At 66.9% G+C, this 23,032-nt stretch carries 25 protein-coding genes; 18 read left to right on the forward strand and 7 right to left on the reverse strand.

The features are described 5' to 3' along the window. Positions 1–8: 8 nt before the first annotated feature. The 8 genes from PA6_RS04880 to PA6_RS04915 all read left to right on the forward strand — a co-directional run bounded on the left by PA6_RS04880 (position 9) and on the right by PA6_RS04915 (position 7,844). A complete protein-coding gene (locus PA6_RS04880; RefSeq protein ID WP_021699769.1) occupies positions 9–1,475 on the forward strand; it encodes an MBOAT family O-acyltransferase in 1,467 nt (488 codons plus the stop codon). A 12-nt stretch (positions 1,476–1,487) separates the two neighbouring features. Then, entirely contained in the window at positions 1,488–2,648 is a 1,161-nt protein-coding gene (locus tag PA6_RS04885; RefSeq protein ID WP_021699770.1) for an alginate O-acetyltransferase, read from the forward strand. Positions 2,649–2,659: 11 nt separating this feature from the next. After that, positions 2,660–3,307: an alginate O-acetyltransferase AlgF gene (locus tag PA6_RS04890; RefSeq protein WP_021699771.1), complete on the forward strand. Its 648-nt coding sequence runs from the start codon at positions 2,660–2,662 to the stop codon at positions 3,305–3,307. Beyond that, complete coding sequence (locus PA6_RS04895; RefSeq protein WP_043216297.1) at positions 3,307–4,419, forward strand: mannuronate-specific alginate lyase; 1,113 nt, start codon at positions 3,307–3,309, stop codon at positions 4,417–4,419. The genes PA6_RS04890 and PA6_RS04895 overlap by 1 nt, the downstream gene beginning before the upstream one ends. A 76-nt stretch (positions 4,420–4,495) precedes the next feature. After that, on the forward strand, positions 4,496–5,938 hold the full coding sequence (locus PA6_RS04900; RefSeq protein ID WP_043216298.1) for a mannose-1-phosphate guanylyltransferase/mannose-6-phosphate isomerase: 1,443 nt from the start codon (positions 4,496–4,498) through the stop codon (positions 5,936–5,938). A gap of 106 nt (positions 5,939–6,044) precedes the next feature. Then, positions 6,045–7,094, forward strand: coding sequence for a 23S rRNA (cytidine(2498)-2'-O)-methyltransferase RlmM (gene rlmM, locus PA6_RS04905; protein WP_021699774.1), 1,050 nt, complete (start codon positions 6,045–6,047; stop codon positions 7,092–7,094). Between the two features lie 54 nt (positions 7,095–7,148). Then, positions 7,149–7,388: a sulfurtransferase TusA gene (tusA, locus tag PA6_RS04910; RefSeq protein ID WP_021699775.1), complete on the forward strand. Its 240-nt coding sequence runs from the start codon at positions 7,149–7,151 to the stop codon at positions 7,386–7,388. A 3-nt stretch (positions 7,389–7,391) separates the two neighbouring features. Then, positions 7,392–7,844 (forward strand): gamma-glutamylcyclotransferase family protein, encoded by a 453-nt coding sequence (locus PA6_RS04915; RefSeq protein ID WP_021699776.1) that lies wholly within the window; start codon positions 7,392–7,394, stop codon positions 7,842–7,844. 9 nt (positions 7,845–7,853) lie between these two features. Here the strand turns inward: PA6_RS04915 and PA6_RS04920 are convergent, their stop codons facing one another. Continuing rightward, positions 7,854–9,221, reverse strand: coding sequence for an MATE family efflux transporter (locus PA6_RS04920; protein ID WP_021699777.1), 1,368 nt, complete (start codon positions 9,219–9,221; stop codon positions 7,854–7,856). 124 nt (positions 9,222–9,345) lie between these two features. Between PA6_RS04920 and pdxB the strand changes: the two genes are divergently transcribed. Further along, the gene (pdxB, locus tag PA6_RS04925) at positions 9,346–10,476 is read left to right on the forward strand and encodes a 4-phosphoerythronate dehydrogenase PdxB (protein WP_021699778.1); all 1,131 of its coding nucleotides are present in this window, start codon (positions 9,346–9,348) and stop codon (positions 10,474–10,476) included. Here the strand turns inward: pdxB and PA6_RS23825 are convergent. After that, complete coding sequence (locus PA6_RS23825) at positions 10,473–10,646, reverse strand: PA1571 family protein (RefSeq protein WP_021699779.1); 174 nt, start codon at positions 10,644–10,646, stop codon at positions 10,473–10,475. The genes pdxB and PA6_RS23825 overlap by 4 nt on opposite strands. Before the next feature lie 118 nt (positions 10,647–10,764). On the opposite strand from PA6_RS23825, the gene PA6_RS04930 reads away from it, so the two are divergent. The 6 genes from PA6_RS04930 to PA6_RS04955 are packed head-to-tail and all read left to right on the forward strand — an operon-like array spanning position 10,765 to position 17,343. Continuing rightward, a complete protein-coding gene (locus tag PA6_RS04930) occupies positions 10,765–11,877 on the forward strand; it encodes an ATP-NAD kinase family protein (protein ID WP_021699780.1) in 1,113 nt (370 codons plus the stop codon). A gap of 25 nt (positions 11,878–11,902) precedes the next feature. Further along, entirely contained in the window at positions 11,903–13,387 is a 1,485-nt protein-coding gene (locus PA6_RS04935; RefSeq protein WP_021699781.1) for a hypothetical protein, read from the forward strand. Positions 13,388–13,393: 6 nt separating this feature from the next. Continuing rightward, positions 13,394–13,978, forward strand: a complete 585-nt coding sequence (locus PA6_RS04940) for a DUF1287 domain-containing protein (protein WP_021699782.1) — start codon at positions 13,394–13,396, stop codon at positions 13,976–13,978. Positions 13,979–14,011: 33 nt separating this feature from the next. Beyond that, positions 14,012–14,452 (forward strand): thiol-disulfide oxidoreductase DCC family protein, encoded by a 441-nt coding sequence (locus tag PA6_RS04945; protein ID WP_021699783.1) that lies wholly within the window; start codon positions 14,012–14,014, stop codon positions 14,450–14,452. Further along, complete coding sequence (locus PA6_RS04950; protein WP_021699784.1) at positions 14,449–16,227, forward strand: ABC transporter transmembrane domain-containing protein; 1,779 nt, start codon at positions 14,449–14,451, stop codon at positions 16,225–16,227. Before PA6_RS04945 ends, PA6_RS04950 begins: the two co-directional genes overlap by 4 nt. 9 nt (positions 16,228–16,236) lie before the next feature. After that, on the forward strand, positions 16,237–17,343 hold the full coding sequence (locus PA6_RS04955) for a saccharopine dehydrogenase family protein (protein WP_021699785.1): 1,107 nt from the start codon (positions 16,237–16,239) through the stop codon (positions 17,341–17,343). On the opposite strand, the gene rhtA is transcribed toward PA6_RS04955, so the two are convergent. The 3 genes from rhtA to PA6_RS04970 form a co-directional block, all read right to left on the reverse strand. Continuing rightward, positions 17,344–18,201 carry a threonine/homoserine exporter RhtA gene (gene rhtA / locus PA6_RS04960; protein WP_021699786.1) on the reverse strand — a complete coding sequence of 286 codons (858 nt, stop codon included), beginning with the start codon at positions 18,199–18,201 and terminating at the stop codon, positions 17,344–17,346. A 69-nt stretch (positions 18,202–18,270) separates the two neighbouring features. Next, entirely contained in the window at positions 18,271–18,552 is a 282-nt protein-coding gene (gene ppnP / locus PA6_RS04965; protein ID WP_021699787.1) for a pyrimidine/purine nucleoside phosphorylase, read from the reverse strand. Between the two features lie 68 nt (positions 18,553–18,620). Beyond that, positions 18,621–19,163, reverse strand: a complete 543-nt coding sequence (locus PA6_RS04970) for an exonuclease domain-containing protein (RefSeq protein WP_021699788.1) — start codon at positions 19,161–19,163, stop codon at positions 18,621–18,623. Positions 19,164–19,284: 121 nt separating this feature from the next. On the opposite strand from PA6_RS04970, the gene PA6_RS04975 reads away from it, so the two are divergent. Further along, entirely contained in the window at positions 19,285–20,157 is an 873-nt protein-coding gene (locus PA6_RS04975) for an NAD(P)-dependent oxidoreductase (protein ID WP_021699789.1), read from the forward strand. A gap of 36 nt (positions 20,158–20,193) precedes the next feature. On the opposite strand, the gene PA6_RS04980 is transcribed toward PA6_RS04975, so the two are convergent. Next, on the reverse strand, positions 20,194–20,535 hold the full coding sequence (locus tag PA6_RS04980) for a DMT family protein (RefSeq protein WP_021699790.1): 342 nt from the start codon (positions 20,533–20,535) through the stop codon (positions 20,194–20,196). Positions 20,536–20,666: 131 nt separating this feature from the next. On the opposite strand from PA6_RS04980, the gene PA6_RS04985 reads away from it, so the two are divergent. Further along, positions 20,667–20,918, forward strand: coding sequence for a YkgJ family cysteine cluster protein (locus tag PA6_RS04985; RefSeq protein WP_021699791.1), 252 nt, complete (start codon positions 20,667–20,669; stop codon positions 20,916–20,918). A gap of 55 nt (positions 20,919–20,973) precedes the next feature. Then, positions 20,974–21,582: an START domain-containing protein gene (locus PA6_RS04990; protein ID WP_021699792.1), complete on the forward strand. Its 609-nt coding sequence runs from the start codon at positions 20,974–20,976 to the stop codon at positions 21,580–21,582. 57 nt (positions 21,583–21,639) lie between these two features. Here PA6_RS04990 and gltA read toward each other — a convergent pair whose 3' ends face one another. Further along, positions 21,640–22,929, reverse strand: coding sequence for a citrate synthase (gene gltA, locus PA6_RS04995; RefSeq protein ID WP_021699793.1), 1,290 nt, complete (start codon positions 22,927–22,929; stop codon positions 21,640–21,642). Positions 22,930–23,032 lie beyond the last annotated feature (103 nt).

Below are 23,032 nucleotides of genomic sequence, written 5' to 3' on the forward strand. Positions count from 1 at the left end.
AAACTAGGATGGTTTTCTCGTCGAACGTGTTTCTGTTCCTGTTCCTGCCGATCTTCCTCGGCCTGTATTACCTGTGTGGCAATCGCTACCGCAATCTGCTGCTGCTGGTTGCCAGCTACGTGTTCTATGCCTGGTGGCGCGTGGACTTCCTGCTGCTGTTCGCCGCGGTCACCCTGTTCAACTACTGGATCGGTCTGCGCATCGGTGCCCATGGCATCAGGACCCGGTCTGCGCAGCGCTGGCTGATGCTCGGGGTGGTGGTCGACCTGGGGGTACTCGGCTACTTCAAGTACGCCAATTTCGGCGTGGAAAGCTTCAACGCCATCATCGCGTCGTTTGGCATGGACCCCTTCGTGGTCACCCACATCCTGCTGCCGATCGGGATCTCCTTCTATATCTTCGAGTCGATCAGCTACATCATCGATGTCTACCGTGGCGACACTCCGGCCACCCGCAATCTGATCGATTTCGCCGCCTTCGTGGCGATCTTCCCGCACCTGATTGCCGGGCCGGTGCTGCGTTTCCGCGACCTGGTGGATCAGTTCAACCACCGTACCCACACCCTCGACAAGTTCGCCGAAGGCTGCACGCGCTTCATGCAGGGCTTCATCATGAAGGTGTTCATCGCCGACAGCGTGGCGCCCATCGCCGATCACTGCTTCGCGCTGGAGAATCCCAGCACCGCCGACGCCTGGCTCGGTGCGCTGGCCTACACGGCGCAGCTGTACTTCGACTTTGCCGGCTACAGCAGCATGGCCATCGGCCTCGGGCTGATGATGGGCTTCCGCTTCATGGAGAACTTCAACCAGCCCTACATCAGCCAGTCGATCACCGAGTTCTGGCGGCGCTGGCACATCAGCCTGTCCACCTGGTTGCGCGACTATCTGTACATCAGCCTGGGCGGCAACCGCGGCAGTACTTTCAAGACCTACCGCAACCTGTTCCTCACCATGCTGCTCGGCGGTCTGTGGCATGGCGCCAACTGGACCTTCGTGATCTGGGGCGCCTGGCACGGCATCTGGCTGGCCATCGAGCGTGCCCTCGGCGTGGATGCCGCGCCACGACGCCTGTTGCCCTGGCGCCTGGCCTTCACCTTCCTGCTGGTCATGCTCGGCTGGGTGATCTTCCGCGCCGAGAACGTCGAAGTGGCCTGGCGCATGTACACCGCCATGTTCAGTTTCGCCGACTGGCGCCTGTCCGAGCTGACCGTCGCCCAGCTCACCAGCCTGCAAGTCGCCACGCTGCTGCTGGCCTATGCCGTGGTGCTGTTCAACGGCCTGCGCCAGTTCTATGGCAACCCGCTGGCGGCCAAGGCCCCGTCGGCAGCTGCCGGCGCCGCTGCCGACGCGGGCATGGCCGTGCCCTTCAGTACCACGGCCTTGCTGGTGCGGGCCTTCTGGCTGGCGCTGTTCCTGGTGTCGGTGTTGAAGCTGTCGGCGCAGAGCTTCTCTCCCTTCCTGTACTTCCAGTTCTGAGGAGGCCGACCCATGAAACTCAGTCTCAATCTGTTCTACAGCCTGGCCTTCATCCTGCTGATGCTGCTATTGGCGCTGGCATCCGTACCGGCCGCACTGAGCTTCTCGGCGGCAGCGCAGACGCCCTGGCTCAACGGCAAGCTGGCCCTGGCCTTCGAGAAGCATTACGACAAGGGTTTTCCGCTCAAGGAGCTGGGCACCAACGCCTGGGCCGCGCTGGAGTACGGCCTGTTCGGCGAGGGCCGTCCCGGTGTGGTGGTCGGTCGCCAGGACTGGCTGTTCACCGATGAGGAGTTCAAGCCCGCCGTCAGTGCCAGCCAACTGGACGACAACTGGCGTCTGATCGCCGGCGTGCAGCAGGAACTGCAGCGCCGTGGTATCGACCTGCAGCTGGTGCTGCTGCCGGCCAAGGCACGCCTGTACCCGGAATACCTGGCCGAGCAGCAGCCCGTGCTCCAGCAGCAGGAGCTCTATGCCCAGGCCCGGCAGCGCATGCAGGGGCTCGGGCTGCAGGGGCCGGACCTGCTGGCTGCGCTGCAGGCCGCCAAGGGCCGCGAGGCGGTGTTCCTGCGCACCGATACCCACTGGACGCCCTATGGCGCGGCGGTGGTGGCCCAGGCCGTGGCCGAACATCTGCGCCGCGGTGGCCAATGGCAGGGCGGCGAGCTGAGCTACAGCACCCAGGTCAAGGGCCGCGAGACGCACAAGGGCGACCTGCTCAGCTACCTGCCGCTGGAACCTTATTTCGCCGCGATGCAGCCGCCGGCCGAGGAGCTCGAGCAGCGCAGCACCGAGCCATCCGCTGAGGCCGCTGACGATCTGTTCGGCGACAGCACGCCGCAGCTGGCGCTGGTCGGTACCAGCTACAGCGCCAACGCCAAGTGGAACTTCCTCGGCGCACTGCGTCAGAGCCTGGGTAGCGATCTGTACAACTACGCCGAGAACGGCCACGGCCCGCTGGTGCCGATGTTGCGCCTGCTGGCCAAGGGCGAGGCGGAAACCGCCGGCCTGCGCCTGGTGCTCTGGGAGGTTCCCGAGCGCTATCTGATGATGCCCAGCGATCTGTCGGAGTTCGACCCGCAGTGGCTGGCCCAGCTGCGGGCCGGTTCGGGTGGTGTCGATCGCCTGGCCATCCAGGGAACCGCGGATTCCATCGCGGCCCACAACCACTAAGGACGACCATCATGAAAAACTCCCCGATCCGCGCGCTGACCCTGGCCATGAGCTGCCTGGGCCTGCTGGCTACCTCTGTCGCTTCCCAGGCCAACGAGGGTGGCCTGTACGGGCCCACCGCGCCCGCCGGCTCGGCCTTCGTGCGGACCTACAATGCCGGCTCCAGCGAGCTGGACCTGAGCCTGGGCCCGGTCAGCATCAAGGATGTCGCGCCGCAGGGCTCCAGCGACTTCAAGTTCCTCCCGGCTGGCAGCTACAGTGCCAGTGCCGCCGGACAGAGCCTGCCGGTGACGCTCAAGTCCGATCAGTACTACACCCTGGTACAGCTGCCCGGCGGCAAGCTGAGCCTGGTCGAGGACCCGGCCTTCAAGAACCGCCAGAAGGCCCTGGTCCGCCTGCAGAACCTGTCCGACACCCCGGTCAGCCTGAAGACCGCCGACGGCAAGACCGAAGTGATTCAGGCGGTGGCCGGCCAAGGGCGCGGCGAGCGCGAGATCAACCCGGTCAAGGTGCGTCTGGCGCTGTTTGCCGGCGAGCGCAAGGTGGGCGATCTCAGCCCGCTGGTTCTGGAGCGCGGCCAGGTGGCGGCGCTGTACGTCACCGGCAGTGGTGCCAGCCTGACGCCGGTGTGGGTGCAGCGCCCGGCGGGCGCCGAGTGATGCGCGCCCCGCGAGGCTGCCGGTCGCTGTCTGCCGCGGTGCTGAGCGCACTGCTGGCAGGCTGCTCGCCGGCGCCGGAAAGCGCAGCAGGTCCGGCGCTGGTGGCGCCGAGCGGCTACTACCGCGCGGCCCCGGCCGCCCAGGGCAAACCGCGCGAGTGCGAGGCGCCGCCGCCGGCCTATACCGGCGTGCTGGATTTCCCCAGCAAGTACGAAGGTTCGGACAAGGCGCGCGACAAGCTCAATCCGGCGGCCGAGCGACGCTATCTCAAGCTGACCGGTGACATGCGCGAGATGGAGAAGGGCGTCAACGTCATGGTCGGCCGCTACTTCAAGTACGGGCGACCGCAGGAAGTGGCCTGTGCCATGAGCTGGCTGGCCAGCTGGGCCGAGACCGACGCGCTGCTCAGCGAGGAGTACAACCATACCGGCATGTCGGTGCGCAAATGGACGCTCGGCAGCCTGGCCGGCGCCTACCTGCGCCTCAAGTTCTCCGCCTCGCAGCCCTTGGCCGCGCATGCCGAGCAGGCGCAGCAGGTCGAGCGCTGGCTCGGCCAGCTGGCCGACCGCGTGGTGGCGGACTGGAACGCCTATCCCAAGGAACGCAGCAACAACCACAACTACTGGGCTGCCTGGTCGGTGATGGCCAGCGCCGTGATTCTCGACCGCCGCGACCTGTTCGACTGGGCGGTGGGGCAGTACCGCCACGGCATGGCTCAGGTCACCGCCGACGGCTACCTGCCGCGCGAACTGGTGCGTGAGACCCGCGCGCTGTCCTACCACAACTACAGCATCGGCCCGCTGCTGATGGTGTCCGCGTTTGCCCAGGCCAACGGCCTGGACCTGCGCGAAGAGAACGACGGCGCCATGCGCCGCCTGGTCCGCACCCTGGAGGCGGGCCTGCACGACCCGAAGCTATTCCAAGAAAAGACCGGCTATCCGCAGGAGGCCGTAGGCCTGCAGCAGAACAGCCGGTTCGCCTGGCTGGAGCCCTACTGCGTGTTGTATCCGTGCTCGCAGAGCACGGACGCGTGGCGGCGCTCCCTTGAGCCGCTGAGCAACTATCGGCTCGGCGGTGACATGACCCAGCTGTTTTCCGGGCAACTGCCTTGAGGTTGGTCCTGATGTACGCGCTTCCTCGTGGGGCGTGGCAACAGATTTAAACGGATATTGAATGGAGACAAACCACATGATCCCGGTGATTCTTTCTGGCGGTAGCGGCTCGCGCCTCTGGCCCTTGTCGCGCAAGTTGTATCCCAAGCAGTTCCTCGCCCTTACCGGCGAACACTCGCTGTTCCAGCAAACCCTGCAGCGCCTGGCCTTCGAGGGCATGCAGAAGCCCGTGGTGGTGTGCAACCTGGAGCACCGCTTCATCGTCAACGAGCAACTGGCGCAGATCGGCCTGGGCGCCCAGGCCATGCTGCTCGAACCCTTCGGTCGCAACACCGCGCCGGCCGTGGCCATGGCGGCCCTGCAACTGCTCGGCGAAGGACGCGACGAGCTGATGCTGATCCTCCCGGCCGACCACGTGATCGACGACGAGCTGGCCCTGCGCAAGGCGCTGGAGCTGGCGCGGGTGGCGGCCGAGGAGGGCGAGATGGTGCTGTTCGGCATTCCCGCCAACAGCCCCGAGACCGGCTTCGGCTATATCAAGGCGGCGCGTGGCGAGGACGGTGACGACCTGGTGCCCGGCGCCTACCGCGTCATGCAGTTCGTCGAGAAGCCCGATGCCATGCGCGCCGCCGAGTTCGTGCGCAGCGGCGGCTATTACTGGAACAGCGGCATGTTCCTGTTCCGCGCCAGCCGCTACCTGGACGAGCTGCGCGCCCATGAGCCGGACATCTACGACACCTGCGTGCTGGCCCTGGAGCGCAGCAAACTGGCCGGTGGTGCGCTGACCATCGACGCCGGCACCTTCGAGTGCTGCCCGGACAACTCCATCGACTACGCGGTGATGGAGAAGACCTCGCGCGCCTGCGTGGTACCGCTGGCCGCTGGCTGGAACGACGTGGGCTCCTGGTCCTCGCTGTGGGATGTGCACGAGAAGAACAGCGATGGCAACGTGCTCAAGGGCGACGTGGTCACCCATGGCAGCCACAACAGCTTCGTGCATGCCACGTCCAAGCTGGTGACCCTGGTCGGCATGGACGACGTGGTGGTGGTGGAAACCAAGGACGCGGTGATGATCGCCCGCAAGGACGCCGTGCAGGACGTCAAGAAGCTGGTCAACAGCCTGGACGCCAAGGGCCGCCAGGAGACCCAGAGCCACTGCGCCGTGTACCGCCCCTGGGGCAGCTACGACTCGGTCGACAACGGCGTGCGTCACCAGGTCAAGCACATCACCGTCAAGCCCGGCGCTCAGCTGTCGCTGCAGATGCATCATCACCGCGCCGAGCACTGGATCGTGGTGTCCGGCACGGCCCAGGTGACCTGCGACGACAAGGTGTTCCTGCTCACCGAGAACCAGTCCACCTACATCCCGATCGCCTCGGTGCACCGCCTGGCCAACCCCGGCAAGATCCCCCTGGAGATCATCGAGGTGCAGTCCGGCAGCTACCTGGGCGAGGACGACATCGAGCGTCTGGAGGATGTCTATGGCCGCACACCGGGCAAACCGGTATCGGTCGACTGAAAGCACGGGGGGGCGGCCATTGAGCCGCCCCTTGCGTTTTGCGCCCGTCGGGGCGCGCCGGGGCTTTCCGAGTCCGCTATCATGCGCGGCCTGAGGAGAAGCACCGATGAATACCCTACTGTTGCACTGCCGTCCCGGTTTCGAGGGCGAGGTCTGCGCCGAGATCAGCGACCAGGCCGCGCGCCTGGGCGTGGCCGGCTATGCCAAGGCCAAGCCGAACAGTGCCCATGCCGAATTCACCTGCCTGGAGCCCGGCGGCGCCGAACGCCTGATGCAGGGCCAGCGTTTCAACCGGCTGATTTTTCCGCGCCAGTGGGCCCGCGGCGATTACCTGCAGCTGCCGGAAACCGATCGCATCAGCGTGCTGCTGCAGGCCCTGGCCAGCTACCCGGTATGCGGCAGCCTGTGGCTGGAGGTCTTCGATACCAACGACGGTAAGGAGCTGTCGAACTTCTGCAAGAAGTTCGAGGGGCCACTGCGCAAGGCGCTGGAGAAGGCCGGGCGGCTGGTGGAGGACGCGAGCAAGCCGCGTCTGCTGCTGACCTTCAAGAGTGGCCGCGAGGTGTTTCTCGGCATGGCCGAGGCCGACAACCAGGCGCCCTGGCCGATGGGTATCCCGCGCCTGAAGTTCCCGCGCGAGGCGCCGAGCCGCTCCACCCTCAAGCTGGAGGAGGCCTGGCACTTCTTCATCCCGCGCGAGCAGTGGGACGCGCGCCTGTCCGACGAGATGACCGGCGTTGACCTTGGCGCGGCCCCTGGCGGCTGGACCTACCAACTGGTTCGCCGTGGCATGCTGGTCACCGCCATCGACAACGGGCCGATGGCCGAGAGCCTGATGGACACCGGCCTGGTGACCCACCTGATGGTCGACGGCTTCACCTGGAAGCCCAAGCAGCCGGTGGACTGGATGGTCTGCGACATCGTCGAGAAGCCGGCGCGCACCGCGGCGATGGTCGAGGAGTGGATCGGTGGGGGCCACTGTCGCGAGGCGGTGGTCAACCTGAAACTGCCGATGAAGCAGCGCTACGCCGAGGTGTGCAAGCTGCTGCAGCGTCTGCAAGACGCCTTCGCGGAGCGGCGCATCAAGGTCGCCATCGCCTGCAAGCAGCTCTACCACGACCGCGAGGAAGTGACCTGCCATCTGCGCCGCCTCTAGGGCCGTGCATCAGGCCCACAGCCTTCAACCGTCGCCCGTTTTTGGAGTAACCCCATGTCCCTGCAACCCGACGCCATTCTCGACGCCAGCGGGCTCAACTGCCCCGAGCCGGTGATGATGCTGCACAACAAGGTGCGCGACCTGCCGGCCGGCGGTCTGCTCAAGGTGATCGCCACCGACCCCTCGACCAAGCGCGACATCCCCAAGTTCTGCATGTTTCTCGGCCATGAGCTGGTGGAGCAGGGCGAGGATGGCGGCACTTACCTGTACTGGATCCGCAAGAAGGCCGACTGAACCGTGCCGTACTACTTCGCTTACGGCTCCAACATGAACCCCGCGCGCATGCAGGCACGCGGGCTGCGCGTCGAGGGCGCCATGGCGGCGCGGCTGCCGGGCTATGCGCTGAGTTTCGACAAGCGCGCTCATGATCACCCCGGCCGGGCCTACGCCAATATCCGTCATCAGCGCGACGCCGTGGTGGAGGGCGTGCTCTACCGCCTGGCGGATGAGCGCGAGATATTCAAGATGGATGTCTTCGAAGGCACGCCGATCTTTTACAGCCGCGAGCGCATGGCGCTGCACACCGAGCAGGGCCAGATCGCGGCCTGGCTGTACGTGGCCAATCCGCGCTGGCGCAGCGAGGGCCTGGCCCCAAGTCGCACCTACCTGGCGCACCTGCTGGCCGGTCGCCCCTACCTGTCCGAGCCCTACTGGGCGGCGCTGGCCGCCACCCCCGCGCTCGACGACTGAGCCTCGCTCCTACGCGCGAATATGCCGCCGCGCGCTGCGCGCCAGGCGGATGCCGAGCAGCACGGCCGCGCAGGTCAGGCCCGCCACCAGGCCCTGCCACAGGCCGCTCGGCCCGGAGGGCTGGCCCAGCCAGTCGGACAGGCCCAGCGTATAACCCACCGGCAGGCCGATGCCCCAGTAGGCGAGCAGGGTGATCAGCATGGTCGCGCGGGTGTCCTGGTAGCCGCGCAGAGCGCCGGCGGCGGTGACCTGCACGGCGTCGGAGAACTGGAACAGCGCGGAATACACCAGCAGAGTGGCGGCCATGACGATCACTTCCGGATCGGGGCTGTAGATGCGCGCAATCGGCTCGCGCAGCAACATCACCAGGCTCGCCGACAGGCAGGCATAGGTCAGCGCGGTGCCCATCGCCACGCCCGCGGCGAAGCGCGCGTCACGCGGCGCGCTGCGCCCCAGTGACTGGCCCACGCGCACGGTAGCGGCCATGGCCAGCGAGTAGGGAATCATGAAGATCATCGAGCTGAAGTTCAGCGCGATCTGGTGCCCGGCCACCACGGTGGCGCCAAGGCCGCCGATCAGCAGGGCGATCACCGAGAAAATGCTCGACTCGGCGAAGATCGACACGCCGATCGGCAGGCCGACGGAGAGCAGGCGGCGGATCACCGGCCACTGCGGCCAGTCGAACTGCAGGAACAGGCCGCTGGCGCGGTAGGCCGGGGCCCAGCGTACCCACCAGAGCATGCCCAGCAGGCTGCACCACATGACGATGCCGGTGGCCCAGCCGCAACCGACGCCGCCCAGCGCCGGCAGGCCCAGCTTGCCGTAGATCAGCACGTAGTTGAGCGGGATGTTCAGCAGCAGGCCGCAGATGCCCAGCACCATGCTCGGCCGGGTGCGGCCCAGGCCGTCGCTGAAGCAGCGCAGCACCTGGTACAGCACGGTGGCCGGGAAGCCGCAAGCGACGCCGCGCAGGTAGCCCATGGCCAGGGCGCTGAGTTCGGCATCCACGCCCATCAGGCGCAGTACCGGTTCGGCGTTCCACAGCAGCACCGCACACAGCATGCCGATGGCCAGCGCCAGCCACAGGGCCTGGCGCACCAGCGGTCCGTTCTCGGCCTCCTTGCCGGCGCCGAAGCGCTGCGCCACCTTGGCCGTGGTGGCCAGCAGGGTGCCGTTCATCAGCAGGAACACCGGCACCCACAGCGAGTTGCCCAGCGCCACGCCGGCCAGGTCGCGGGCGCTCACGCGGCCGGCCATCACGGTGTCGACGAAGCCCATCGAGGTGTAGGCGAGCTGCGCGATGATGATCGGCGTGGCCAGCGCCAGCAGGGCGCGGATTTCGGCCAGGGTACGGGCCGAGCGGGAGAGGGCGAGCATGGTGGATCCGGCGGGAGATGCAGAAAGGCGCGTTAGTCTAGCCCTGTCCGCCTGGTCAGAAAAGCTCGGCTTACCCGGCAGGTGGCTCTGCGCCTAGAATGGGCGCTTGCTACAGGAGCACCTCATGCAGATTGTCGCCGACGAAAACATCCCCCTGCTCGATGAATTCTTTGCCGGTTTCGGCACCCTTCATCGCCACCCCGGCCGCGCCATCGACCGTGCCGCCCTGGGCGACGCCGAGGTGTTGCTGGTGCGCTCGGTGACCCGCGTCGACCGCGCGCTGCTGGAAGGCAGCAAGGTGCGCTTCGTTGGTACCTGCACCATCGGCACCGACCACCTGGACCTTGACTACTTCGCCGCGGCCGGCATCGCCTGGTCCAGCGCGCCGGGCTGCAACGCCCGTGGCGTGGTCGATTACGTACTGGGTTGCCTGCTGGCGCTGGGCGAACGGACCGGGCGCCGGCTGCCAGAACTGACCTACGGCGTGGTCGGTGCCGGCCAGGTCGGCGGTCGTCTGGTCGAGGTGCTACGCGGCCTGGGCTGGGACGTGCAGGTCTGCGATCCGCCGCGCCAGGCGGCCGAGGGCGGCGACTTCGTCGAGCTGGCGGAGATCCTGCGCGAGTGCGATGTGCTCAGCCTGCATACGCCGCTGGACGCCGGTACCCGCCACCTGATCGGCACCGAGCAGCTGCGCGCGCTCAAGCCGGGCGCCTGGTTGATCAATGCCAGCCGCGGCGCGGTGCTCGACAATGCAGCGCTCAAGGCGCACCTGCGCAGCGGTGCCGATCTGCAGGTGGCGCTCGATGTGTGGGAAGGCGAGCCGCAGGCCGATCCGGAACTGGCCGCGCTGTGCCAGATCGCCACTCCGCACATTGCCGGCTACAGCCTGGACGGCAAGTTGCGCGGCACGGCGCAGATCTACCAGGCCTACTGCCAGGCCATGGGCCTGGCCGAGCAGGTGCAGCTGGACGAACTGCTGCCGCCGGCCTGGCTCGGTGCGCTGTCGCTGCACGAAGACGCCGCCATCGACTGGGCGCTGGCCACCCTGTGCCGCGCGGTATACGACCCGCGGCGCGACGATGCGGATTTCCGCCGCAGCCTGGTCGGCGATGCGGCGCAGCGCAAGGCGGCCTTCGATCAGTTGCGCAAGCATTACCCACATCGCCGCGAAATCGACGGCCTGCAGGTGCGCCTGGACGGTGATGCGCCGCATCTGGCGGCGCTGGTCGGAGCGCTGGGCTGCCGGGTGCTCTAGCCGGCCTGGCGCTTCTGCAGGCTCTGCTCCAGTTCGCGGCAGGCCTGCAGGATCATCTGCTCGGTGATGGGGATTTCCCGCCCCTCGGCATCGATGATGGCGCCGCCGACCGGCTGCTGCGGGTTGAAGGGCAGAATACGCGCCTGGTTGGGCTGTTGAATGGGTTGCATGGCGGCCTCCTAGTCTGACGATGGGCGCAGTCTAGGGCGGCCAGATGAAGGCGCGGTGACAGAGCCGCGCGAGCTGAATTGAAGGGCGTGGCCGCTGCCGCGCCGCTGGGGAGTGGTTATGAGCGTTTTCCATCTGGGCCTGATCATCAATCCGCTGGCCGGCCTCGGCGGCCCGGCGGCGCTCAAGGGCAGCGACGGCGTGGCCGCCGAGGCTCTGGCGCGGGGCGCCGAACCGCGCGCGGCGGAGCGCACGCGCATTGCCCTGGAGTGCTTGCGACCGGTGGCCGAGCGCCTGCAGTTCATCACCTTTCCCGGGCCCATGGGGGCGGACCTGCTGGCGGAGCTGGGCTATGCCCACCGCGTGCTTGGCAGCCTGGGCCAGGGGCCGACCACGGCGGCGGACACCCAGGCCGCGGTGCGTGAGCTACAGGATGCCGGCTGCGCGCTGATCCTGTTCGCCGGTGGCGACGGCACGGCGCGCGACGTGTGCAGTGCGGTGCGCGAGGAGCAGCCGGTGCTGGGCATTCCGGCCGGGGTGAAAATCCATTCCGCGGTCTATGCCATCAGCCCGCGCGCCGCCGGGCTGATGGCCCTGCGCCTGATCGAGGGCGGCTTGGTGCGCCTGTCCAGTGGCGAGGTGCGCGACATCGATGAAGCCGCCCTGCGCGACGGCAAGGTGGGCTCACGGCATTACGGCGAGATGTGCGTGCCTGTCGAGGGCGAGTTCATGCAGCACGTCAAGCAGGGCGGCATGGAGTCCGAGGAGCTGGTGCTGGTGGACCTGGCCGACTGGCTGGCCGAGAGCTGGGAGGAGGGCGTGCGCTACGTCTTCGGCCCCGGCTCGACCCTGCATGGCCTGGCGCAGAATCTGGGGCTGGAGACCACCTTGCTGGGCGTGGATGTGATCGAGAGCGGCCAGGTGATTGCCCGTGACGTGACCGAGGCGCAGCTGTTCGCGCTGATCGACGGTCATCCGGCGCGCCTGCTGGTCACCGCCATTGGCGGCCAGGGCCATATCATCGGTCGCGGCAACCAGCAGATCAGCCCGCGCGTGCTGCGTGCCATCGGCCTGGAGCACCTGCGGGTGATCGCCACCAAGCGCAAGCTCGGCACGCTCGAAGGCCGCCCGCTGCGGGTGGACAGTGGCGATCCAGCGCTGGACGAGGCCTTCCCCGACGCGGTACGGGTGTGGTCGGGGTATCGGGAAGAGCTGCTGTACCCATTGGCATGAAACTGCGCGACAAGGACGTTCGACGATGAAGACTTTCAACAGGCTGTGCTGGCTGGCGTTCGTTGTGGCCGCACCGCTACAGGCGCAACCGAGCACCGCGGATTTCTGCATGTTCCAGGTGGGGCACGGCAGCCGTATCGAGCGTGGGGCGAGCGTGCCGGTCCCGGATCTGCTCGAACAGATGATCGTGCTGGGCAACACCGCCAATCCGGTGTTCATCGAGTACTCGGGTGGGCAGTGGCATCTCGATCACGCCCAGCGCCTGGTGCCTGAGCAGGGCAGTGCGCGGCTGGCGACCCCGGAGAACAACTTCGCCGTGGCCCCGGACGGCGCGATATGGAATGCATCGCTCGGCCGTCTGCATGTGCGCAGGCCGAGTGACGAGATATTCCAACCCGTTGCGCTGTCCGGCCGCCCCGTCATCCTGCCGGACCGCGCGCCCATCGCCTGGTCGACCCTGTATCAGGCGCCGGTGGTCGCGGGGCAGGAGGGGCTTTACCTGCTGCGTGGCGATCGCCTGGCGCCCCTGGTGCAGAGCCCGAGTGCAGGGCTGGGGCGTATCGTGTTTCTGCGCGACTTGCCGCACTTCAGGGCGCTGGCCATTGGCGACAGCGAGGATCGGTTCTTCCTGCTGGATGCCACAGGCCATCTGCGGCAGATGGGCCAGGTCGATGCCGATGATGGCTCGTGGTGGCGCAGTCGCGTGGCGGAGTTGCGCGAGCAGCAGGGTCTGCTGCTGTCCACCGACGATGAAAGCTACCTGGTGCCGATGCAGCTGCAGAATGGAAACTATGTGCCACAGCAGATGCGCCGGCAGAAGCCTGTGGTGCTTAGCCTGGGTGGGCATCCGGATCGCTCCGATACCGGGCGCTATTTCCCCTCCCTGGATCGCGTCCTGGCCTTCGGCCGCCTGGATGGTTTTTCGCCGTTCCGTCCAGGGGCCGCGCTGCAGCAGATGAGCGTCGATGGCTGGCAGCGCGTGCCGGACGGTGAGGAGGCCGTTCTCGGTAACGATCCTTACCTGCAGGAGCTGCCCAGTCGCCGGCAGTTGCTGATCAACGCCCTGGATCGCCTGTACCTGTACAGCCCGGAGTCTGGTTTGCGTGCCATACCGGACTCGGGCTCGCGAGATATCGGCAGCTATGGCCTGGCCACCGAGCTGGTCGAGCTGGACAGGGTGCTGGTGCGCGCGCCTTTTGGTTTGTACGAGCTGACGCGCGCTGGGCGGCTGAAACTGGTTGCGCCTATCGAAGCACTGGCAAACATGACGATCACCAATCTGGTGGCGCTGCCGGGGGCGCGCGCAGCCCTGCTGCTGACCGAGCAGGCGGCATTCGTCTACACGGCCGATGGCCGCTTGCAGCCGCTGCATGGCAGCTCCGCGCCGGAGTTTTCCCGTTCCAATGATATGGCCTTCGGTATTGCCGGGCGTAACCTGGCGATCTTCCAGGCCAACAATGGCCATTTCGCGGTGGCTGCGCGCGAGTCGGGTCACTGCCCGCAGGAGTAAATCTGCATGCGTCATGCTTTCTATCTGTTGCTGGTCGCCTGGCTGGGCTGGAGTACCTCGCTGCAGGCCGCGACCATCGACTCCGCAAAGCTGGTTCAGGCCGCACGCAGCCAGGTCGGTGTGACCCTGGGCTACGACCCGGTCTATCGCCGGCTCGACTACCCGGGCGGTGACGTGCCGCTCGCCACCGGCGTGTGCACCGATGTGCTGATCCGTGCCTTGCGCCAGCAGGGGCTGGACCTGCAGAAGAGCGTGCATGAGGACATGCGCGCGCACTTCTCCGCCTACCCGCGCAACTGGGGGCTGCAGCGCCCGGACCGCAATATCGACCACCGCCGCGTGCCCAACCTGATGACCTGGTTCAAGCGCCAGGGCCTGGCCCTCAAGGTCAGCGACAAACCGGCGGACTACCAGGCTGGCGATATCGTTACCTGGGACCTGGGGCGCGGCCTCACGCATATCGGCATCGTGTCCGATCGCACCAGCCCGGCGGGCGTACCACTGGTGCTGCATAACATCGGGCGTGGCACGCAGGAGGAGGACATCCTGTTCGGCTTCGCCATCACCGGTCACTATCGCTTCGTCCGATGAGTTAGCATCGCGGCAGGCTTTCCGGAGGTCGCGATGGCTCTACCACCCCATATCCAGGCCGGCGAGCGTGTGGTGCTGTTCGACGGTGTGTGCCGGCTGTGCAATGGCTGGGCGAAGTTCCTGATCCGCCACGACCGCGAGCGGCGCTTTCGCCTGTGCTCGGTGCAGTCCGCCGAAGGGCAGGCGATCCTCGCCTGGTTTGGCCTGCCCACCGATGCGTTCGAGACCATGGCCTATGTCGAGGGCGAGGCGCTGTTCGTGCGTTCCGACGCCGTGCTGCGCATCGTCGCCCAGCTGCCCGGCGCCTGGCGCTGGCTGGCCTGGCCGCGCATCCTGCCGCGCGCCTTGCGCGACTGGTGCTACGACCGCATCGCGCTGAACCGCTATCGCCTGTTCGGTCGCTATGACAGCTGCCTGCTGCCGGACCCGGACCACCAGGGCCGTTTCCTCGACAGCGCCGAGCCGCGCTCATGAGCCTGCTGTCCGCGAGCCGGCGTGAGGCGCTGAGCCTGGCCTGGCGCTTTGTCGCGCCCTATCGCGGGCGGGTGATCGGCGCCTTGCTGGCGCTGATGTTCACCGCCGCCATCACCCTGTCCATGGGCCAGGGCATCCGCCTGCTGGTGGACCAGGGCCTGGCCACCCAGTCGCAGGCCGCGCTGAACCACTCCATCGGCCTGTTCTTCGTGCTGGTGCTGGCCCTGGCGGTCGGCACCTTCAGTCGCTTCTACCTGGTCAGCTGGCTTGGCGAGCGGGTGGTGGCCGATATCCGCCGCCGCGTGTTCGACCACCTGATCGACCTGCACCCCGGCTTCTACGAGAGCAACCGCGCCTCGGAGATCCAGTCGCGGCTGACCACCGACACCACGCTGCTGCAGACGGTGATCGGCTCCTCGCTGTCGATGGCCCTGCGCAACGGCATCATGCTGATCGGCGGGGTGATCCTGCTGTTCGTCACCAATGCCAAGCTCAGCGCCATCGTGGTCTGCTCGCTACCGCTGGTGGTGGCACCGATCCTGATCTTCGGCCGCCGCGTGCGCGCGCTCTCGCGGCAGACCCAGGACCGCGTCGCCGACGTCGGCAGCTACATCGGCGAGACGCTGGGCCAGATCAAGACGGTGCAGGCCTACAACCACCAGAACCAGGACCGCCAGCGTTTCGCCGGCACCGTGGAGGCGGCCTTTGCCACCGCCGGCAAACGCATCCGCCAGCGCGCCTGGCTGATCACCGTGGTCATCGTCCTGGTGCTCGGCGCCGTCGGCGCCATGCTCTGGGTCGGCGGCATGGACGTAATCGCCGGGCGCATCAGCGGCGGCGACCTGGCTGCTTTCGTGTTCTACAGCCTGATCGTCGGCATGGCCTTTGGCGCCATCAGCGAGGTGATCGGCGAGCTGCAGAGCGCGGCGGGTGCCGCCGAGCGCATCGCCGAGCTTTTGCGCACGCGCAACCTGATCACCACACCTGCGCAGGGCCAACAGTTGCGTCTACCCGCGCGGGTCAGCGGCGCGCTGCAGCTGCGCGGCGTGCATTTCAGCTACCCGAGCCGGCCGGAGCATCCGGCCATCGATGGCATCGACCTGGCAGTACGGCCTGGCGAGACCCTGGCGCTGGTCGGCCCCTCCGGTGCCGGCAAGTCGACCCTGTTCGACCTGCTGTTGCGCTTCTTCGACCCGCAGCAGGGCGAGATCCTGGTCGAGGGCCTGCCGATCCAGCGGCTCGATCCGGCCGACCTGCGCCGCTGCTTCGCTCTGGTATCGCAAAACCCGGCGCTGTTCTACGGCTGCGTGGCCGACAACCTGCGCTATGGCCGCCCCGACGCCAGCGATGCCGAAGTCGAGGCGGCGGCGCGCGCCGCCCATGCCCACGAATTCATCGAGCGCCTGCCGCAGGGCTACCAGACCCACCTGGGCGAGGCCGGGCTGGGGCTCTCCGGCGGCCAACGCCAGCGCCTGGCGATCGCCCGCGCGCTGCTCAGTGACGCGCCGATCCTGCTGCTGGACGAGGCCACCAGCGCGCTGGACGCCGAGAGCGAGCACCTGATCCAGCAGGCCCTGCCGGAGCTGATGCGCGGGCGCACCACCCTGGTGATCGCCCATCGCCTGGCCACGGTGAAGAATGCCGACCGCATCGCGGTGATCGACCGCGGCCGCCTGCAGGCCATCGGCAGCCATGCCGAGCTGGTGCTGAGCAACCCGCTGTATGCCCGGCTGGCCGAGCTGCAATTCAATACCGAGCGCCGTGAGCGCGACTGAGGAGTGGGCGTGGAAAAGGATTTCGGGGTGGTGGTGCTGGGTGGCTATGGCAACTTCGGCCAGGTCATCGTGCGTAGGCTCAGCGGCATTGCCGGCATGCGCGTCTGGGTGGCCGGTCGCGACCGCGCCAAGGCCGAGGCGCTGGCCGCGCAGAGCGGCAGCCAGGCGCTGCCACTGGACATGAACGCCGCGGACCTGGTCGAGCGCCTGCGTGCCACTGGAGCGCAGATGGTGATCTCCACCGCAGGGCCGTTCCAGGGCCAGGACTACCGGGTCGCCCGCGCCGCCATCGAGGCCGGCATGCACTATGCCGACCTGGCCGATGCGCGGGCCTTCGTTTGCGGCATCGGCGAGCTGGATGAAGCAGCGCGGGCCGCCGGGGTGCTGGTCTGCGGCGGTGCCAGCTCGGTGCCGGCGCTGGCCGGGGCGGTGATCGATGAGCTGCTGCCGCGCTTCTCGCGGCTGGACAGCATCTGGCATGGCATCAGCTCTTCGGAGAAGGCTCCGGGCGCTTCGACTCTGGCGGCGGTGCTCGACTATTGCGGCAAGCCGTTCCGGCAATGGCGCGATGGCCAGTGGCAAACCGTATACGGCTGGCAGGACCTGGCCCGCCACGACTTCCCCGCACCGCTCGGCCCGCGCTGGGTGGCCAACTGCGATATCCCCGATCTCGAACTGTTTGCGGCGCGCTATGCCGGCGTGCGCAGCGTGCGCTTCTCTGCCGGTGTCGGCCTGCGCATCACCCAGTTCGGCACCTGGGTGCTGTCCTGGCTGGTGCGTGGCGGCCTGCTGCGCAGCGCCGTGCCGCTGACCCGGTTCCTGCATCGCCGCGCCGTGTCGGTGGAGCCTTTCGGCGACGGCCGCAGCGGCATGTTCGTGCGACTCGAGGGGCAGGACCCGCAGGGGCAGCCGCTACGCCTGTGCTGGGAACTGCTGGCCGAGCACAACGACGGCCCCAATATTCCCTGCATGGCGGCCGTGGCCCTGGCGCGCAAGCTGGCTGCGGGCACCCTGCAGGCACGCGGCGCCATGCCCTGCCTGGGGCTGCTGACACGAGACGAGTACCTGGCCGAGTTGCAGGGGCTGGCGATCAGCAGCGCGCTGCGCCCGCTCTGATCAGGCGTGCTTGCGAGGGCGGATGGTCAATGCCGCTCCCGCCGAGGCGAGGATGATCGCGCCAATGGCCAGCCACTGCGTGGCGCCCAGGCGCTCGCTGAGGTAGATCAGGCCGGAGAGGGCGGCGATGGCCGGCTCCATGCTCATCAACACGCTGAAGGTGCGCGCCGGCATGCGCGTCAGGGCGACCATCTCCAGGCTGTAGGGTAGTGCCGACGACATCACTGCCACGGCCAGCGCCACCGGCAGCAGGTCGAGGGAGAAAAGGTCGCTGCCGACCGACCACAGGCCTACCGGGAACACCAGCATGGCCGCCACCAGGGTGCCGAAGGCCACGGTCTGCGCGCCATGGGCGGCGCCGGCGCGCTGGCCGAAGAGGATGTACGACGCCCAGCAGACACCCGCACCCAGGGCCAGGGCCATGCCCAGCGGGTCGAGGTGGTCGTTGGCGGACGTGTCCGGCAGCAGCAGCCAGAGGCCAAGCGCGGCCAGGGCGATCCAGACAAAGTCCAGCAACCGCCGCGAGCCGAACAGCGCCAGGGCCAGTGGGCCGGTGAACTCCAGGGCCACGGCGATGCCCAGCGGGATGGTCTTCAGCGACATGTAGAACAGCAGGTTCATCGCCCCCAGCGACAGGCCGTAGCCGAGCAGCGAGCGCCACGCGGCGAAGTTCGGGCGGGCGCGCCAGGGCCGCATCACGATGCACAGGATCAGCGCGGCCAGGCTCAGGCGCAGCGCGGTGGTGCCCTCGGGGCCGATCAGCGGGAACAGGCTCTTGGCCAGGGAAGCGCCACTCTGGATCGAGGTCATGGCGATGATCAGCAGGGCGATGGGCAGGAGCAGGGTGGAGCGGGACATGGCGCGTTCCGAATGATGCGGCAATAAAAAAACCGGCCACTGGGGCCGGTTTCTGCAACTCAGCCTAGCTTAGCGGTATTCGCACAGGTAGGCGGTGTCCACCGCTACCTTCAGCTGGAACTTGCTGTTGCCCGGCACGGTGAACTGGCTGCCGGCGGCGAAGGTTTCCCAGTTGTCGCTGCCCGGCAGCTTGACGGTCAGGGCGCCGGCAACCACGTGCATCACTTCCAGCTGCGCGGTGCCAAACTCGTATTCGCCGGGGGCCATCACGCCGATGGTGGCCGGGCCTTCGGCCATGGCGAAGCCGATGGATTTGACGGTGCCGTCGAAGTATTCGTTGACCTTGAACATGGCGGGCTCCTCGGAAAGGGTCAAAAAAGGCCCGCCAGTATGCCCAAGGCTGCGATTGGCGTCAGCCCTCAGGGGGCAAATATCACCGGCAGCAGCCTGGCCGTGTTGCGCGCGTCTTCCAGGGCGCGGTGCTGTTGGCCCTGGAACTGCAGGCCGGTCAGCTGCAGGGCCGCGTTGAGGCCGACGGCGCGCTTGAGCTGGCGGCTTTCGGCGAAACGCTGCTTGAGGTTGTGATGGGCGATGTCCTGCAGGCAGCTGCGCAGACCATGACGCTGCCACTCCTGGAGCAACTGGCGGCGATCGTAGTCGCCCCAGCTACCCCAGCCCACCAGGTGGGGCAGGTGCGGCTGCAGCCAGCGCTCGAACTGCGGCCAGATCTGGGCGAGCGGCTGGGCGGCGTCGACCTGCGACTGGCCGATGTGGGTCAGCTCGCGGCAGAAGTCGGTCAGGTAGGGGCGCCGCAGCGGGCGCACGAAGCGCTGGAAGTGTTCCAGCTCATGGCCATCGGCGGCGACCAGGCTGGCGCCAATCTCGATGATTTCCATGTCTTCGATTGGCCAGCCGCCTTCTTCGGTGGTGGCTTCCAGGTCGATGATCAGCCATTGGCGCATCCGGGCCTCCTTAGCTCGCAGCCATTATGGCGTGCCTTGCACAGTTTTGCCGTTCAGCTGTGCTGGCCGGCGGCACCCCGTTCCGGGCTATGCTTGGACCTCAGTGAGTGAGGAGGTGTGCATGGCAAAGGTGGCATTTATCGGCCTGGGCGTGATGGGCTTTCCCATGGCCGGGCATCTGGCCTGCGAGGGGCATGAGGTCTGCGTGTACAACCGCACGCCGGGCAAGACCCAGCTGTGGCAGGACGAGTTCGCCGGCGAGTCGGCGCCAACCCCGCGCGAGGCGGCCCAGGGTGCCGAGTTCGTGATGACCTGCGTCGGTAACGACGATGATCTGCGCAGTGTGCTGCTGGGTCCGGATGGCGCCTTCGCCGGCATGGCGCCGGGCAGCGTGCTGGTCGACCACACCACAGCCTCGGCCAACGTCGCCCGCGAGCTGGCGGTGATTGCCGCCGAGCGCGAGCTGGGCTTCCTCGATGCGCCGGTATCCGGCGGGCAGGCCGGTGCCGAAAACGGCATGCTGACCGTGATGGTTGGCGGCGATGAAAGCTTCTACAAGCGTGCCGAGCCGGTGATCGACGCCTACGCCAAGATGATTAAGCTGATGGGCCCGGTGGGCAGTGGCCAGCTGACCAAGATGGTCAACCAGATCTGCATCGGTGGCCTGGTCCAGGGCCTCGCCGAGGCGCTGCACTTCGCTCAGTGCGCAGGGCTCGATGGCCAGGCGGCGATGGAGGTGATCAGCAAGGGTGCGGCGCAGTCCTGGCAGCTGGAGAACCGTCACCAGACCATGCTGGCCGGCAAGTTCGACTTGGGCTTCGCCGTGGACTGGATGCGCAAGGACCTGTCGATCCTGCTGGAGGAGGCCCGCCGCAACGGCGCGCAGCTACCGGTTACGGCGCTGGTCGACCAGTTCTACTCCGATGTGCAGGCCATGGGCGGTGGCCGCTGGGATACTTCCAGCCTGATCGCCCGTCTCAAGCAGCGCAGCTGATGGCGCTCGGCCCGTTCGGAGCCGGGCGGGCTAGCTTCAGGCGCGGAAGATGAAGTAAACCGCGCCGAGCAGGCACAGGCCGGCCCACAGGTAGTCCAGCTTCAGCGGCTGGTGCATCACGTAGACGCTGAACGGCACGAATACCGCCAGGGTGATGACTTCCTGCATGATTTTCAGCTGGCCGACCGACAGTTCGGTGTAACCGATGCGGTTGGCCGGCACCATGATCATGTATTCGAAGAAGGCGATGCCCCAGCTGATCAGCGCGGCAATGAACCAGGGCTTGGCATTCAGTGTCTTCAGATGCCCGTACCAGGCGAAGGTCATGAAGATGTTGGAGAGGGTCAGCAGGGCGGCGGTTTGCATCCAGACCGGCATGGCGGCGTTCTCTTCAGGATGGAGCCGCCAGACTAAAAGACGCGCTGTCGACGGCCAAGCCCTGGCTGAACGATGGAAGCTGAGGCGCGCAGGCGTTAAGATCGCGCCCGCCCAGCGCTTGAGAGGTCTTCATGGAGTGTCGTGCCGGCTGCGGTGCCTGCTGCATCGCGCCCTCCATCAGTTCACCGATTCCCGGTCTGCCCAACGGCAAGGCTGCCGGTGAGCGCTGTCCGCATCTTACCGCCGAGTTTCTCTGCGCCATCTTCGGCCGCCCCGAGCGGCCAAGCGTGTGTTCGGGCTTTGCCGCGGCGGAGTATGTCTGCGGCTCAAGCCGCGAGGAGGCGATCCGCTTGATCGGCTGGCTGGAGCAGGTCACGGCCTGAGCGATTTCCGGTCCGGCGGCGCTGCCGGCGGGCCTTTTCCCACCAAGGAGCAATGATGATTGCGTTGAGTCGAATAGCCGCCGTCTGCGGCCTCAGCCTGCTGGCAAGCGGCCTGGCCCACGCCGAAGACTGGAAGCTGGCCAAGGACGAGAATGGCATCAAGATCTACCTGAGCGAGGTGCAGGGCTCGAAGTACAAGGCCTATCGCGGCGTGACCACGATCAACGCCGATGTCGCGACGCTGCGCACCCTGCAGGAGGACGTCAAGGGTTCCTGCCAGTGGATTCACGCCTGTGCCGAGCAGAGCCTGCTCAAGCACGAGGGTATGCAGAGCTGGGTCTATACCCGCTTCGATATGCCCTGGCCGGTCGAGGCGCGTGACTCGATCCTGCATGTGGTGTCGGAGCAGGGCGCCGATGGCAGCCTGACCCGCAAGCTGGATGGCCAGCCGCAGTACCTGCCGCTGGACAAGGACCATACACGGGTCGCCAGCCTGCAGGGGTTCTGGCGTTTCGTGCCGCAGGGTGATGGCAAGGTCGAGGTCACCTACCAGGTGCACACCGAGCCGGGTGGCAGCGTGCCGTCCTGGCTGGCCAACAGCTTCGTAGTCGATGCGCCGTTCAATACGCTGAGCGGTTTGCGCACCCTGGCCGAGAAGCGCTGAGGCCATGTGGAAATAAAAAAGGCTGCCAATGGCAGCCTTTTTTCTTGTCCGCAAAACTTACTTGCGGTCCTCCAGCTTGACGTAGTCGCGCTTGTCGTAGCCGGTGTACAGCTGGCGCGGACGGCCAATCTTGTACGGGCTGGAGAGCATTTCCTTCCAGTGCGAGATCCAGCCGACGGTACGCGACAGGGCGAAGATCACGGTGAACATGCTGGTCGGGATGCCGATGGCCTTGAGGATGATGCCCGAGTAGAAGTCCACGTTCGGGTACAGGTTGCGTTCCTTGAAGTACGGATCGGTGAGGGCGATCTCTTCCAGGCGCATGGCCAGCTGCAGCTGCGGGTCGTTGGTGATGCCCAGCTCGCTCAGCACTTCGTCGCAGGTCTTCTTCATCACGGTGGCGCGCGGGTCGCGGTTCTTGTACACGCGGTGACCGAAGCCCATCAGCTTGAACGGATCGTTCTTGTCCTTGGCCTTGGCGATGAACTTGTCGATGTTCTCGACGCTGCCGATCTCGTCCAGCATGGTCAGCACGGCTTCGTTGGCGCCGCCGTGTGCCGGGCCCCAGAGTGCAGCGATACCCGCGGCGATACAGGCGAACGGGTTGGCACCCGAAGAGCCGGCCAGGCGCACGGTGGAGGTGGAGGCGTTCTGCTCATGGTCGGCGTGCAGGACGAAGATGCGGTCCATTGCCTTGGCCAGCACCGGGCTGATCGGTTTGATCTCGCACGGGGTGTTGAACATCATGTGCAGGAAGTTTTCCGCGTAGTTCAGGTCGTTACGCGGGTACATCATGGGCTGGCCCATGGAGTACTTGTAAGCCATGGCGGCGATGGTCGGCATCTTTGCGATCAGGCGCATGGCCGACACTTCGCGGTGCTGGGCGTTATTGATGTCCAGCGAGTCGTGGTAGAAGGCGGAGAGGGCGCCGACTACGCCGCACATGATGGCCATCGGGTGGGCATCGCGGCGGAAGCCGTTGAAGAAGCTCTTCAGCTGCTCGTGAACCATGGTGTGGTTCTTGATGACGCTGACGAACTTGGCCTTCTGCTCGGCGGTCGGCAGTTCGCCGTTCAGCAGCAGGTAGCAGGTTTCCAGGTAGTCGGATTTCTCGGCCAGCTGCTCGATGGGGTAGCCGCGGTGCAGCAGGATGCCGGCGTCACCGTCGATGTAGGTGATCTTCGACTCGCAAGAGGCGGTCGACATAAAGCCAGGATCAAAGGTGAAGCGACCCGTGGCGGTCAGGCCCCTCACGTCGACAACATCGGGACCTACGGTGCCGGTCAGTACGGGCAGCTCTACGGGGGCATTGCCCTCGATGATCAACTGCGCTTTTTTGTCAGCCATGTGCGGCCTCCTGTTTATGCTTGGAATCATCAGACAGCCCCCCACGCAGGGCCCGGGACACTATAGAGACATAAATCTGAAAGTCAATTTACTGAAACCCAGA

This window comes from Aquipseudomonas alcaligenes NBRC 14159, assembly GCF_000467105.1.
GTDB lineage: Bacteria > Pseudomonadota > Gammaproteobacteria > Pseudomonadales > Pseudomonadaceae > Aquipseudomonas > Aquipseudomonas alcaligenes.